The following is a 13,511-nucleotide window of genomic DNA, read 5'->3' on the forward strand; positions in this document are numbered from 1 at the left end:
CACGTTGGCGCCGTCAGGTTTTGGTGCACCAACGCCCGGTGACAGGCAGCATCGCAAGCACCATGCTCGTGATGGGCAGTACCGGGATGCCGTAGACGATCGGCGGCAGTTTTGCCCCGGCGACGAACAAACTGGCGAAGATCACCAGCGTCACCAGAGCGCCGACCACAACCAGCATGCGGCCGGTCCGGTGGCGCAGCAGCACCGCGATCTGTCCGCCGATGGTCGCCCCCGCGGATACCGCGGCGAGGAAACCGATGGCGACGCAGAACAGCGGGTCGGTACGCCACCATCCGGCGATCAGAGACGTCGCGATGACCGCGGTGGCCCAGCCGCTCAGGATGCAGGCGGTGGCGGTGGCGCAGGCGGCGAACGGGCCGGCTGGAGGCTTCGGGGCCGCGTCCTTGCCGTGGCCGGGTGCCGCGAGGTGGGTGGTCCCCGGTGCGTCGGGTTCGACCAGTCCGGGCAGGATCAGGCCAGTGGCCGCGGGTTCGATGATGCTGGTCTGCGGAGCATCGGCCACCGGGATCGCGCCGGTCGGTATGCGCCGGATGATGCTGGTCGCTGGGGCGCTGTCGTCAGCGGAGTGCACGACCGGGATGGCACCTGTCGGAGCGCGACGGATCAGGCCTGTCTTGGCGTCATCATCAGGCGTTTGCGCGAATGCAGGGCCGGACTGGCGTCCGAAAGTCTGTGTGGGGTCGGACAAGTGCGTCTGGGCTGGCCCGTCGGCGGTGTTGTCGTCCTTCACGGATCAGCCGACGTAGTTACCCGGGCTCAGGCCACGCTGTGCCAGCCACGGCACGGGATCGATGCGCTGGCTGCCACCGAGGAGTACCTCGAAGTGGCAGTGCGGGCCGGTCGAGTTGCCCCGGTTGCCGATGGTGGCGATCTGGTCGCCGGCGAAAACGCGCTGGCCAACCGACACCACCCAGGTGTTGACGTGGCCGTACAGCGTCACGGTGCCGTCCGAGTGGCGGACCTTGACCCAGGCGCCGTAACCGGCGGTCGGGCCCGCGGCGACGACCACGCCGTCCGAAACCGCGACGATCGGGGTGCCGATGGGGCCGGCGATGTCGATACCGCCGTGCAGCGCACCCCAGCGATAGCCGAAACCGGAGGTGAACACACCCTTGGTCGGCATCACGAACAGCGGGCGGGCCAGGCGGGCTTCGCGCTCGGCGCGCTCCTGCGCGTAGGCGGCGCCGTTGGCCAGTTCCTGGGCGTGCACCGCCCCAGATGAGGCGGCCGGTTCGACGTTGACGATCTGGATGCCATCAGATGACCCGGCCGATCCGTCCGCCCGGACAACCTGATCAGCGGCCAGCTTGGTGCTGGTCGGCTGATCGGCGCTAGCCATCATCGAATACCCGGCGGCGGCGGTGGCGCCGACAGCCATGGCCGCGGCGACCAGTCGGCCCTTCACACCATGGACGGGCTCAGGTTTGCGATGGGAGCCACGGCTCGCACGCAGATCGATGACGTCGGTGTCGTCCAGGCCGTTGCTGTTGTCGGTGTGGCTGTCGCGGTAGGCGCTCACAGAGAGGCGCTGGGCGCCTTCGGGCTGCCGGAATTCGGCCGGAACAGTCAGGGTCAGGGGAGTCTCGTCGTCGGTATCGTTCAGATCGTCGAGCTCGGGGGCGGCGTTGACGCGGGAATCACGGTCGAAGGCGCTCTCGGAGAGGTCCAGATCATGTAGATCGCCGAACTCATTGAACGGGATGATGTCGGTCACTTCGGCAGGGCTCACAGCGCGGGTGGACAGCTTGATGGTGCGGGCAGCGTTCTCGTTGACGCCGGCGTTCGTCGCTTCTCCGAGGGGAGTGCCAGACGAATCGTGCTCAGCCAACCGAAAATTCCTTTGCTCCGTGACCGTACCGTTACCGAGACCGCCCATGACGGTACTGAAAATCAGAACCTGTTGGCAACCTATCGATGTCATTGGGCAGGAAGTGTGATTTGCCTCACCCGTGGCAGTCGGGTGAGATGTACCACATGGGTGCTAGGCGGTGCTGGCTACTCACGCGTACATAGATACAGTGCGCAACGAGCCAGTGCGGCCCAACGCTGAAGTGAATTCAATCGTCAACGCAGACAGAACGGGATTTCTCAGAGCTCATGGATCTCTTCGAGTACCAGGCGAAAGAGCTGTTCGCCAAGCACAACGTCCCTACTACTCCGGGCCGGGTCACCGAGTCCGCCGATGATGCCAAGGCGATCGCCGAGGAGATCGGTAAGCCCGTCATGATCAAGGCGCAGGTCAAGGTCGGCGGTCGTGGTAAGGCCGGTGGTGTGAAGTACGCCGCCACTCCGGAGGACGCCCTCACCCACGCGCAGAACATCCTCGGCCTGGACATCAAGGGCCACATCGTCAAGAAGCTGCTCGTTGCCGAGGCCAGCGACATCGCGGAGGAGTACTACATCTCCTTCCTGCTCGATCGCGCCAACCGCACCTACCTCGCCATGTGCTCGGTCGAGGGTGGCATGGAGATCGAAGAGGTCGCCGCCACCAAGCCGGAGCGTCTCGCCAAGGTTGCCGTCAACGCCGTCAAGGGTGTTGACCTGGCCTTCGCTCGCGAGATCGCCGAGAAGGGCCACCTGCCCGCCGAGGTGCTCGACGCCGCGGCCGTGACCATCCAGAAGCTGTGGGAGGTCTTCGTCGCCGAAGACGCCACCCTGGTAGAGGTCAACCCGCTGGTTCGCACCCCCGACGACCAGATCCTGGCCCTGGACGGCAAGGTCACCCTGGACGAGAACGCTAACTTCCGTCAGCCCGGCCACGCCGAGTTCGAGGACAAGGAAGCCACCGACCCGCTCGAGCTCAAGGCCAAGGAGCACGACCTCAACTACGTCAAGCTCGACGGCGCGGTCGGCATCATCGGTAACGGTGCCGGGCTGGTCATGTCGACGTTGGACGTCGTCGCCTACGCCGGTGAGAACCACGGCAACGTCAAGCCTGCCAACTTCCTGGACATCGGCGGTGGCGCCTCGGCCGAGGTGATGGCCGCCGGTCTGGACGTCATCCTGAACGACAGCCAGGTCAAGAGCGTCTTCGTCAACGTCTTCGGTGGCATCACCGCGTGTGACGCGGTCGCCAACGGCATCGTCAAGGCTCTGGAAATGCTGGGTGACGAGGCCAACAAGCCGCTGGTCGTCCGTCTCGACGGCAACAACGTCGAAGAGGGCCGTCGCATCCTGGCCGAGGCCAACCACCCGCTGGTGATCCAGGCCGAGACCATGGATTCCGGTGCCGACAAAGCCGCCGAGCTGGCGAACAAGTAAGGGAGCCAACAACTTATGTCTATCTTCCTGAACAAGGATTCCAAGGTCATCGTCCAGGGCATCACCGGCGGTGAGGGCACCAAGCACACCAAGCTGATGCTGAAGGCCGGCACCCAGGTCGTCGGCGGCGTGAACGCGCGCAAGGCCGGCACCAAGGTCTCGCACGTGGACAAGGACGGCAACGACATCGAGCTGCCGGTATTCGCCACCGTGGCAGAGGCCATGAAGGAGACCGGCGCCGACGTGTCGATCGCCTTTGTGCCGCCGGCCTTCTCGAAGGACGCCATCATCGAGGCCATCGACGCCGAGATCCCGCTGCTGGTCGTCATCACCGAGGGCATCCCGGTGCAGGACAGCGCCTATGCGTGGGCCTACAACGTCGAGAAGGGTCAGAAGACCCGCATCATCGGCCCCAACTGCCCGGGCATCATCACCCCCGGTGAGGCGCTGGTCGGCATCACCCCGAACAACATCACCGGCAAGGGCCCGATCGGTCTGGTCTCCAAGTCCGGCACCCTGACCTACCAGATGATGTACGAGCTGCGTGACTTCGGCTTCTCGACCGCCATCGGCATCGGCGGCGACCCGGTCATCGGCACCACCCACATCGACGCCATCGAGGCGTTCGAGAAGGACCCGGAGACCAAGGTCATCGTGATGATCGGCGAGATCGGTGGCGACGCCGAAGAGCGTGCCGCCGACTACATCAAGGCCAACGTCACCAAGCCGGTCGTCGGCTACGTCGCGGGCTTCACCGCTCCCGAGGGCAAGACCATGGGCCACGCGGGCGCCATCGTGTCGGGCTCGTCGGGTACCGCACAGGCCAAGAAGGAAGCCCTCGAGGCTGCCGGCGTGAAGGTCGGCAAGACCCCGTCGGCCACCGCTGCGCTGGCTCGCGAGATCCTGCAGTCGCTGTAATTTCTCTGCGCAACAGGCCCCTACCTTTTGGTGGGGGCCTGTTGTGTTTGGCGGCGAGATGGCGGTTTGTGACGTGTTTGGGCGATTTTTCGTCAGAAACCATCATCTCGGCGTTAGGGGACGCGGCGCTCGCGGTAGTGCAAGTAGTTGCGGAGCAACGGATCACTGAGGTCGTACCAGGTGGCGCGGCGATCGCCGGAGTCCGATTTTGCGGGGTGGACCCAGCCGCCGGCCGTCAACCGGCCCAAGGCTGCTGAGGCCGATTGATTCGAAATCCCCACGGCTGCAGCAAGATCGGTGACGGTGCGTGGGCCGTCAGCGCGGGCCAGTTCGACAATCAGGCGTTGCTCGCCGGCAGGCAGCTGCCAGAGGAGTTGCTGGTAGTGGGGCGTGAGCTGTTCCAGGGCCGCATCGGCGGCGGGAGTGACGCTTTCGAACGCGGCTCCGTCGGCGATCTCCGCGATGATCTGCCAAACCCGCGGGGAGCGGCCGACGAGTTGGGTGACGTCGTCGATACGGGATAGCCCCCCGGAAGTCTGGACGTACGAAGCCAATTCGCGATCGCGGGCGTGTTGGGTGAGAAACTCGGCGATGTCAGCGTCGGTGAGGTCGGGGAGCTCCTCGATGATGAACGATCCGTACCACGGGTGGGTGCGCGACGAGACGCCCGGGAACAGTGCCGGTGCTGTCGCGAATACCAGTACTGCGGTGGATGTTTCGACCCAGGCGCGGAAGCTGCCCTGGCCCGCTTCGCCGATAGCGTCGAAGATGCGGTCGGCATTCTCGATCGCGATCAGCACCATCCTGCCCGCGGCGAGATCGAGGATTTCCCGTTCCAGTTCCAGCGCGTCGCCACGGAGGTCGCGTGCGCGTGCGGCCACATCGGGGCCCTGCGTGCGTAGCAGCTCGACGAGGAGGTCAGGGTAGCTGCCGATGGCCAGCGCATCCTCTGGAAGTGTCAGCAGCAGTGTGGCTTTCGCGGCTTTGCGCTGCTTCAATGCGCGATGGATCGCGACCTGCATGGTGTGGGTCTTGCCGGCACCGCGCGGCGCGACGAGCAAGGTGTGCGGGCGGGAGCCGTCCTGTGCTGAGCTGACGAGGCGGTCCGTCAGCCGCTTCAGCAGTGCAGCGCGGCCGACGGTGCGGGCGTCGAGTTCGGCGGGGTCGACGGTGCCGGGGGAGAAAGCGGGGTGGGTCATGGCCTACCGCCTCATGGCTTGCCATGCCGATTGCACCAGGCCGGAGGCGAAGGCATCGTCGTTGCCGACGCGACGCAGGTAATGGTCCTGTTCCAAACGCTCGATGAAGGACACCAACTGGTCGCGGTCGCGGATCGGTGAGCCCTCGGTCTGCAGGAACTGGATGGTTGCATCGACACTCAAAGGTGTTGGGGCATAGGCGTAGATGTCGAGGAGGGCGGCGATCGCGGGGGCGTCGTCGCCGTAGTAGTTTCGCAGTCGGTCGCGGTAGTGGCGGAGGTCCCACGGGTCGTGCGGGTCAACGATCGCGGCCGCGAGTAGTTCGCCGATCCGGTGTGGCTGCACAGAGCCCTCCCGTGCTGCGGCTGCGACCAGGTGCTGGATGTAGTACGGGACATTCTCGGCGGCAGTCGCAACGGATTCGGCCACCAGGTGCCGGTCGGTGGTCGGGACGTTCGCGCCGAGTAGCAGGCACTCGGCCAGGTACGTGGCGTGGTCGTGGCGAATCGGGCCGACGGTCACCTTGCGGATGTCGTTGACGGAGCTGAGCGCGTCCTCCGAAACATGATGAAAACCAATGGAACCGGACAAGACGGTGGCGAGTCGTCCGGAATGCTCCTGGCGGAACCGGCGGAGCAGGTGCAGGAAGGCGTCTCCGCCGCCGGGCTTCTCGCGCTCGAGGTTGCGGGCCAACACGGTGACCTCATCGATGAACAACACCAGCGGGCCGTTTTTGGTGCGGGCCACCGCGCGCTGCAGCAGATCATCGAGCGCGGCGTCGACACGGATCCGCTCGAACTTGAAAGGCCCGGTACCAACCGCGACCTTCCAGCGGTCGACTTCCTGCCGCAGGGCGTTGTCGGCGCGCCCGAGTTCGGCGGCGAGGGCGGTGACGAACTCGGCGTAGGTCTGTCGCTCGGCGCTGACCGAGACGACCGTGAGGCCCTGCAGTCGTGCGGTGTGCGCCACGAGGCGGGCCAGTGACGTCTTGCCGTGCCGGCGGTCGCCGACCAGGGCGGCGCCGCCGTCGGGGAGGCTGGCCAGGATCTCCTGCTGCTCGCGGACGCGGCCCACCACGTTCTCGGGCGGGACGACGCCGCCGACCACGAGAGACATGGGTCTGATGGGCCAATTCATGACTGCAATTGTACGTCGAAATAGATGTACGTCTAGGAAGTTGTACGTTTAGGTTGTCGTGGGTTAAAAGGTCCAGCTGCCCGAAGGGCGGAGAACGAAGCCGTGGTTGGTGGCGGTGTTGATGCAGGCGGTGAGGCTGTCGGTGCCAACGACGCAAGTAACTTCGTGTGCATCATCAGTCAGCTTCTGGCCGATGTTCAACATAGCGTCATTCGTCTGAATGCACGGTTGGTCTGACTGGCCGAAAGCGAATGATTCTGCGGGCGATGCACCCTGGTGTACAGACGGGCATACCGACTGTTTTTGCGCCGGAAGGCCGGGTACTGCACCCGAGCACCAGGACGTTGGTCCGATTGCGCAATTCATTCCGTCAGGCGTGCGAAAGAACAAGTAGCCGACTTCCCATCGCTGATCCCGCGTCAACGGACGGGCGAATGGAGCCGGGTTAACTTGGGTGAAGCTGGCGATATCAGGAAATCCGGGTGGGGCTGCAGTCGCAATCGCCGTCGACGTCAGACCCGTGGCTGCAGCGACGAGACTGGAAGTCGTTGATGCTAAAAAGACTAGGGATTTGTACGCGATACTCACAGATCCGTCCTTGAGGTTAGTGCTGCACGGTGACGCTCGACTTATACGTATTCGGGTTGTAATCAGGACGTGGATGCTCTGGCGTTGGTACCCAGCCTGGATTTGCCTCCCAAGTGCTCACACGTATTTCTACGTTTTCCTTCCCCGTGACCGGATCGTAGGTCGTATCAACGACGGTAGGCCCATAGGGAGCTGCGCCTCCTGGCCAATTGTGTTGCGAAGGCGGAAATAGGTCGGTTGGCGTTGCATTCAGCAGACCCTGGGGAGTAGCGGCGGTTACTGCGCTCACTGCATGACGCGTCGGGTCGGTATATGCATCCGACCCAACCAGCATGAAGCCGCCACCTTTGAGAACCACCAGCTGGTTCTCGCGGTCCCCAGGCAGGCCGTTGATTGGTCCGATCGGTTGAACGGTGTTGACCCAGTCGTTTGGGTGGGCGGGGTCGATCGGGGCGGACTGATACAGAATGCGTTGCCTCGAGAGTGGATCGGGATTTCCCACGACGTACATGCGGTTAGTCTTAGGGTCGTACGCTGCGCTGGCCTGCGATATGCCGCGAAGTACACCGATGCTCTTTGAGGGGTCCGCGAGGTCAACGACCGTCGTGTCGGCCGCTGCGTACCCTTCCTCCGGAGTGCGGGCATACGGGACGACCCCGTACATGGCGTATTGCTTCCCCTCCGGCCCAGCGGCTGTGCCTGTGGGCAACGGTCTCACGACGTCTTGGCCATGTGGGTCACCTTTGTCGCGTGGGTTCCCGACGTCGAGGGGATTTCGTTCGCCGTTGAGGGTTGGATACCCATTGCGTCCGTCCCCGCTGATCACAATGCCGGTGCCGGGAATGGTGGCATTGAGGTCGGCTTTGTCGTCGTCTCTGGTGAGTGGGCCGGCGGGCCCAGTGATTTTTGGATCTCCTGACGCTCCAGGTCCGGCGGGACCTCCAGGTCGATCCGTCTTGAACTCGCGCAGACTGGTCGCAATCGGCCTAAGTTGGCTCGCGATCTGTTCATCGGTCGCGGCGAGGCTCAACGCCTTGCCTCGGATATCCGCTTCGATAGCAGCGCGAGCGAGATCGCGGACCATAAGCAGTGGGCCGACTAGAACTTTTGGTATGCGGTCGGTGACACGGAGATTGTCGCTCACGGAAAAGAACTGACGCTCGGCGTTGGAAATCGCCTCGATGGCGCTGCGTTTCAAACCGGCCAGTAGGTCCGCGCCATTCTTGGCAATGCCCGCAGCCTTGCGGAGCATTTCCATAGCGGTCCGCACTCGGACGATGTCACTGAACATTCTGTCGTGGGCGCTGTCGGCGGCACTACCGTGCCACGTAGGTTCGGCAACTGCCTGTTGGGCGCTGCCGTAGATGTCCTCGACCGTGTGAGCTTGTCGAGTCCATGCGTCAGCCGCACTCGCCAAGTGGTCTGATTTCCAGTTCTCGACTTCGGTGCGCGTTGGCATCTCCACCATGTGTGGCTGCTCCGCTATCGGTCCGTGTGCATAGTTGTCAGCACACGCTGTCCGCCATCGGAGTCCGTCGCGGAATAGGACTTGGCCGCCTGCGCCAGTTTGTCGCCAAATGCCTTGAGATCACCTGCACAGACTCCTGCCACGTGATCGGCCGCGGCGGTTACGGCTGCCGCCGCGGTACCGCTTGGTTGGTCCTCGGCGGTGGCGAGCCCGTGGACGACCGCGCTGTTTGTCAGGTCGCTGCTCAAGCTGGCCAACTTGCGAGCTGCCGACTCCAGTTCAGCGTTGTCGACATGCAGATTTGGTCCACCCATCACTCAACCGTACTTCGCTTGGCGAGTGTCTCCCGACGCAAATGTGCAGCTACCCGCAATGTCGCGTCGGCATCGCGATCGGTTAGCCTATCGAATTAACAGGTGTCTGGAGGTTTGTAATGGGTGTCGATCCGCGTACGCCGGTGATCGTGGGTGTCGGTCAGTTCACCGAGCGCCTTGAAGACCCCGACTACCGAGGAATGTCGTCGGTCGACCTGGCTACCGCCGCCGCACAGGCCGCGCTGCAGGACACCGGCGCCGACATTGACGCGGTCTCTGCCGCGATCGATACCGTCGCCGGCACCCGCCAGTTCGAAATCTCCGGCCACGTTCCGTCTCCGCTCGGCAAGTCGAACAACTATCCGCGCTCCGTGGCGCAACGCATTGGCGCTGATCCGGCCCGCGCTGTTCTCGAAGTCATCGGCGGGCAGAGTCCGCAACACCTGATCACCGAATTCGCCGGCGAAATCGTGGCCGGCCGCGCCGACGTCGTGATGATCATGGGGTCGGAAAACACGTCCAGCATCCGGTACTTCAAGGGTCGGGACGACAAACCCGATCACTCCGAGACCATCGACGGCCAGCTCGAAGACCGCGGCTACGGCTACGACGGCATCTTCGACGAGTACACCGTTCGGCATGGGCTGATCGGTGCGCCGGTGCAGTACGGCCTGCTGGACAACGCCCGGCGTGCGCGGCTTGGGCTGTCCGTGCAGGACTACCGGCAGGCGATGGGGGAGCTGTTCGCCACGATGTCGAAAGTCGCGGCCAAGAACCCGTATTCGTCGGCGCCGGTGGAGCGCACTGTTGACGAGCTGGTGACCGTCACCGACAAGAACCGGATGATCTGTGACCCGTATCCGCGGCTGATGGTGGCCCGCGACCAGGTGAATATGGGTGCGGCCGCCTTGCTGATGTCCGTGGAGTCGGCGCGCAAACTCGGTGTGCCGGAATCCAAGTGGGTCTACTTGCGCGGCCATGCGGACATGAAGGAGCAGAAGCTGCTCGACCGTCCCGATGTCGGTGCCAGCCCGGCCTCGGTGCTGGCCGTGCGAGAAGCGTTGCGGGTGGCTGGAATTGGGATCGATGAGGTCTCGGTGTTTGATCTGTACAGCTGCTTCCCGTTCCCGGTGTTCAACATCTGTGACGGCGTTGGTCTGGACGCTGACGACCCGCGAGGTCTGACGCTGACGGGCGGCCTGCCGTACTTCGGCGGCCCGGGAAACAACTATTCGCTGCACGGTATTGCTGAGGCGGTCACCCGAATGCGGGAAAACCCAGGCGAATTCGCCTTGGTAGGCGCGAACGGCGGCATCGCCAGCAAGTTCTCGGTGGGCATCTATTCGACCGAGCCCGCTGACTGGGTCGCCGACAACAGTGTCGAACTGTGCGCGGAGGTCGCGTCGTGGCCGACGGTCGCCGTCACCGAGCATGCCAACGGACCCGCGACCATCGAGACCTACACGGTCCGATACGACTGGACTCCCAACACTGGCATCATCATCGGGCGTCTCGATGCCGACGGGAGCCGGTTCTTGGCCACGACTACCGACGCGGAATTGATGACGCTGCTGTGTGACGGCGAGCCGCTGGGGGCGAAGATTGTCGTCAGCGCGACCTACGAGGGTAATCGAGCTGTACTGGCTTGATCCTCACTCGGCGAGATTAACGAGAGGTCGTTTTCGCAGTAGGTTCCGTGACCGTTTCGTCGATCTCGGGGTGTCAGAACAGGGTGGGTTCGCTAGCCGCGAGTACGAAACCGTGTTCACCGATGTGGCAAGCGGCAGTTCCGTTGTCGATGACGCCGCAGGCGACATCGTTCCCATGTGCCCTCAGCACGTGGTGGTTGGGCAATGTGGGTGACGGCGGAGCAGGGGGCTCCCACATTCCAGGTCCGCCTGATCTGTACCCGTGTTGTTGGTCCACGGTTGTGAGAGTCGAGGGCAGAGTGATCATCGGGAGGTCACATGCCCCGTCAGTATTCGTCGTCGGTGCGTCGGCAAATCGTTGCCCGGCTTCGGTCGGGTGAACCGGTAGCCGTGTTGGCTGCCGAAACCGGTATCTGCCAGGCGACGCTGTTCCGTTGGAAACATCAAGCGCTCATCGATGCCGGCGTCATCGAGGGCACCCCGAGCGTGGAGGCCGACGAACTGGCAGCCGCCCACAAGCGCATCGCCCAACTCGAGGCCGAGTTGGCGTTGACACGCGACGCGTGCGCCTTATTCGACGAACAGGCGGTGGTGCCCCCAAAACGCCGACGCGCGATCGCTGAGGGACTGATCGCGCGAGGACACTCAGCCCGATCTGCCTGCCGGATAACCGGATTGGCCCGTTCCCTGTTGCAGTATCACCGGCGCAGGCCCGTCCCGGACCGTGAGGTGCGGCGGTTAATTGTGGCTGACACAATCACCGAGATCTATCAGCGATCCCGCGGTACCTACGGGCGCAAGCGGGTGCGCGCTGCGCTGTTGGCCGACTACGACATGAACGTCAACCACAAACTTGTCAACTCGATCATGTCCGAGCAAGGTCTCTACGGGTTGCCGCGCCCCGGGCGGCGAAAACCTAACCTGATCGGCGTCGACACCCCAGTTGACCTGGTCAATCGACGGTTCACTGCTAGCAGGCCCAACGAACTTTGGTGCACGGATATCACCGAACACCCCGCGCGTGATGGGAAGGTGTACTGCTGCGCGATCTTGGACTGCTTCTCCCGGATGATCGTGGCCCGCACCTTCTCAACTACCGCGGACACCGCATTGGTCAACAATGCGGTCAACATGGCCGTCGAAAGCCGAAACCGAAGTGGTTCAACGATTCTGCACACCGATCACGGCACGCAGTTCACGTCCTGGAGCTTCGGGGAGAACATGCGCCGATGGGGCCTGCTCGGCTCATTCGGCACGGTGGGCGACTGCTTCGATAACGCCGCCATGGAGTCGTTCTGGGCCCGGATGCAGGTCGAGCTACTCAACACCCGCAAGTGGGCCACCACCATCGAATTGGCCGCCGCCATGGCCGATTACATCGACAACTTCTACAACGTCGAACGCCGCCACAGCTACCTCGGTAACATCAGCCCCACGGAGTTCGAAACGCTCTGGACATCCACCTATTCGATCCCTCAACTCGCATGACCGCGGCTCGAAACAGCGGGGACAGATCAGCCTTTGTTGAGATAGACGGATATGTGCGCCGTGCGGCCGCGTTGGACGCTGATAGACCATTCGTGTGGTCGGCCTGGAACTGGTCCGACGCAACGGATTTCCGTCGGTTGTGAACCGCGATCGGCAGGAAGGTGGCAACGTTGACCCGTGGGCGTGGAGAACGTGAGAATCGAGTCAGCTCCGCGGCCTCGGGAATACTCGGCCAGATCTGCTGCCGTGAAAGCATTGAGGTCTGGAAAACCGACATCGCGCGGGATGGAGGGTATATGCGAGCTGTCCTTGAATTGCGAACACGCCATGAGCGGAAGTGATGCTGCCGCCAGAACTGCGACGGCACGCCAGGCCCTAACGACCCACCCCATAGGTAACAGTTTATGGCGGCCAGCAATCAGAACCCGACGGAAAATGACAGTGATCTGCGGCAGTCAAGGAACCTTGACCGCCGCAGATCGAGTGTGACTAGGAAGCGCCGACGCCAAATGCGCCCGGCCGAATCTCAGATCGCGAAGTCGCGCAGTTTCCCCGCCAGCTTCTCGACATACGCCGACACGGTGGCCTCGTCGCTGTCCGGCAACCCGAACAGCACCTCGGTCACGCCGAGTTTCTTCCAACGCGCCAACTTGTCGGCGTCCGGCTTGAAGTCCAGCGCGACGATGGTCGGTTCGCCCGAGCGTCCGGCCGCGGCCCAGGTGTCCTGGAGCAGCTTGACGGGCTCGTCGATGTCGAAGTCGCGCGGTGTGGTGATCCAGCCGTCGGCCGACTTGGCGATCCACTTGAAGTTCTTCTCGGTACCGGCTGCGCCGACCAGAATCGGGACATGCGACTGCACGGGCTTCGGCCACGCCCACGACGGACCGAACTTCACGAATTCGCCGTCGTACTCGGCTTCTTCCTGAGTCCACAGCGCGCGCATGGCCTCCAGGTACTCCCGGAGCATGGTGCGCCGCCGTGCCGGCGGGACGTTGTGGTCCTGGAGTTCGTCTGTGTTCCAACCGAATCCGACACCGACCGATACCCGGCCACCGGACAGGTGGTCCAGCGTGGCAATGGATTTCGCCAGGGTGATCGGGTCGTGCTCGACGGGCAGCGCCACTGCGGTGGACAGTCGCACGCGCGAAGTGACCGCCGCGGCCGAGCCGAGCGCCACCCACGGATCCAACGTGCGCATGTAGCGGTCGTCGGGCAGCGTCTCGTCGCCGGTGGTGGGGTGTGCGGCCTGGCGCTTGATCGGAATGTGCGTGTGTTCGGGCACGTAGAAGGTGGTGAAGCCGTGGTCGTCGGCCAATTTGGCGGCGGCGGCGGGCTTGATGCCGCGGTCGCTGGTGAAAAGTACGAGCCCGTAGTCCATACCGTGATTAGAACGTGTTTCAGTATCGGGGCGCAAGAGGGGGTGGCGAGAAACCTCGACAAGGGGGATTACCTGGCGTTTTTCCTGAAA

The 13,511-nt window shown here is 63.7% G+C and carries 11 protein-coding genes; 4 read left to right on the forward strand and 7 right to left on the reverse strand.

Features of this window, described 5'->3' with window-relative positions:
• Positions 1-13 precede the first annotated feature (13 nt).
• Both ACX12F_RS03960 and ACX12F_RS03965 read right to left on the reverse strand, forming a co-directional pair.
• Positions 14-601, reverse strand: coding sequence for a hypothetical protein (locus tag ACX12F_RS03960; RefSeq protein ID WP_459370231.1), 588 nt, complete (start codon positions 599-601; stop codon positions 14-16).
• A 153-nt stretch (positions 602-754) separates the two neighbouring features.
• On the reverse strand, positions 755-1,849 hold the full coding sequence (locus ACX12F_RS03965) for a M23 family metallopeptidase (RefSeq protein WP_459368355.1): 1,095 nt from the start codon (positions 1,847-1,849) through the stop codon (positions 755-757).
• A 269-nt stretch (positions 1,850-2,118) separates the two neighbouring features.
• Between ACX12F_RS03965 and sucC the strand changes: the two genes are divergently transcribed.
• Positions 2,119-3,282 carry an ADP-forming succinate--CoA ligase subunit beta gene (sucC, locus tag ACX12F_RS03970; RefSeq protein WP_459368356.1) on the forward strand — a complete coding sequence of 388 codons (1,164 nt, stop codon included), beginning with the start codon at positions 2,119-2,121 and terminating at the stop codon, positions 3,280-3,282.
• 15 nt (positions 3,283-3,297) lie between these two features.
• Positions 3,298-4,200, forward strand: a complete 903-nt coding sequence (sucD, locus tag ACX12F_RS03975) for a succinate--CoA ligase subunit alpha (RefSeq protein ID WP_459368357.1) — start codon at positions 3,298-3,300, stop codon at positions 4,198-4,200.
• Positions 4,201-4,313: 113 nt separating this feature from the next.
• Here sucD and ACX12F_RS03980 read toward each other — a convergent pair whose 3' ends face one another.
• The 4 genes from ACX12F_RS03980 to ACX12F_RS03995 all read right to left on the reverse strand — a co-directional run bounded on the left by ACX12F_RS03980 (position 4,314) and on the right by ACX12F_RS03995 (position 8,906).
• Positions 4,314-5,399: a MarR family transcriptional regulator gene (locus tag ACX12F_RS03980; RefSeq protein WP_459368358.1), complete on the reverse strand. Its 1,086-nt coding sequence runs from the start codon at positions 5,397-5,399 to the stop codon at positions 4,314-4,316.
• Positions 5,400-5,402: 3 nt separating this feature from the next.
• Positions 5,403-6,515 (reverse strand): ATP-binding protein, encoded by a 1,113-nt coding sequence (locus ACX12F_RS03985; RefSeq protein WP_459370232.1) that lies wholly within the window; start codon positions 6,513-6,515, stop codon positions 5,403-5,405.
• A gap of 625 nt (positions 6,516-7,140) precedes the next feature.
• Positions 7,141-8,592: a WXG100 family type VII secretion target gene (locus ACX12F_RS03990; protein ID WP_459368359.1), complete on the reverse strand. Its 1,452-nt coding sequence runs from the start codon at positions 8,590-8,592 to the stop codon at positions 7,141-7,143.
• A gap of 14 nt (positions 8,593-8,606) precedes the next feature.
• On the reverse strand, positions 8,607-8,906 hold the full coding sequence (locus ACX12F_RS03995; protein WP_459368360.1) for a hypothetical protein: 300 nt from the start codon (positions 8,904-8,906) through the stop codon (positions 8,607-8,609).
• A gap of 119 nt (positions 8,907-9,025) precedes the next feature.
• On the opposite strand from ACX12F_RS03995, the gene ACX12F_RS04000 reads away from it, so the two are divergent.
• Both ACX12F_RS04000 and ACX12F_RS04005 read left to right on the forward strand, forming a co-directional pair.
• Positions 9,026-10,555, forward strand: coding sequence for an acetyl-CoA acetyltransferase (locus ACX12F_RS04000; RefSeq protein WP_459368361.1), 1,530 nt, complete (start codon positions 9,026-9,028; stop codon positions 10,553-10,555).
• 318 nt (positions 10,556-10,873) lie between these two features.
• On the forward strand, positions 10,874-12,043 hold the full coding sequence (locus ACX12F_RS04005; RefSeq protein ID WP_459367662.1) for an IS3 family transposase: 1,170 nt from the start codon (positions 10,874-10,876) through the stop codon (positions 12,041-12,043).
• A 526-nt stretch (positions 12,044-12,569) separates the two neighbouring features.
• Here ACX12F_RS04005 and ACX12F_RS04010 read toward each other — a convergent pair.
• Positions 12,570-13,421, reverse strand: coding sequence for an LLM class F420-dependent oxidoreductase (locus ACX12F_RS04010; RefSeq protein ID WP_459368362.1), 852 nt, complete (start codon positions 13,419-13,421; stop codon positions 12,570-12,572).
• Positions 13,422-13,511: the final 90 nt, after the last annotated feature.

It is taken from the genome of Mycolicibacterium sp. HS_4_1, from assembly GCF_054515875.1.

Bases quoted from the DNA above. Each gene is read 5' to 3' on its own strand.
- sucC (WP_459368356.1), top strand. From the start codon at position 2,119: ATGGATCTCTTCGAGTACCAGGCGAAAGAGCTGTTCGCCAAGCACAAC.
- sucD (WP_459368357.1), top strand. From the start codon at position 3,298: ATGTCTATCTTCCTGAACAAGGATTCCAAGGTCATCGTCCAGGGCATC.
- ACX12F_RS03980 (WP_459368358.1), bottom strand. From the start codon at position 5,399: ATGACCCACCCCGCTTTCTCCCCCGGCACCGTCGACCCCGCCGAACTC.
- ACX12F_RS03985 (WP_459370232.1), bottom strand. From the start codon at position 6,515: ATGTCTCTCGTGGTCGGCGGCGTCGTCCCGCCCGAGAACGTGGTGGGC.
- ACX12F_RS03990 (WP_459368359.1), bottom strand. From the start codon at position 8,592: ATGGTGGAGATGCCAACGCGCACCGAAGTCGAGAACTGGAAATCAGAC.
- ACX12F_RS03995 (WP_459368360.1), bottom strand. From the start codon at position 8,906: ATGGGTGGACCAAATCTGCATGTCGACAACGCTGAACTGGAGTCGGCA.
- ACX12F_RS04000 (WP_459368361.1), top strand. From the start codon at position 9,026: ATGGGTGTCGATCCGCGTACGCCGGTGATCGTGGGTGTCGGTCAGTTC.
- ACX12F_RS04005 (WP_459367662.1), top strand. From the start codon at position 10,874: ATGCCCCGTCAGTATTCGTCGTCGGTGCGTCGGCAAATCGTTGCCCGG.
- ACX12F_RS04010 (WP_459368362.1), bottom strand. From the start codon at position 13,421: ATGGACTACGGGCTCGTACTTTTCACCAGCGACCGCGGCATCAAGCCC.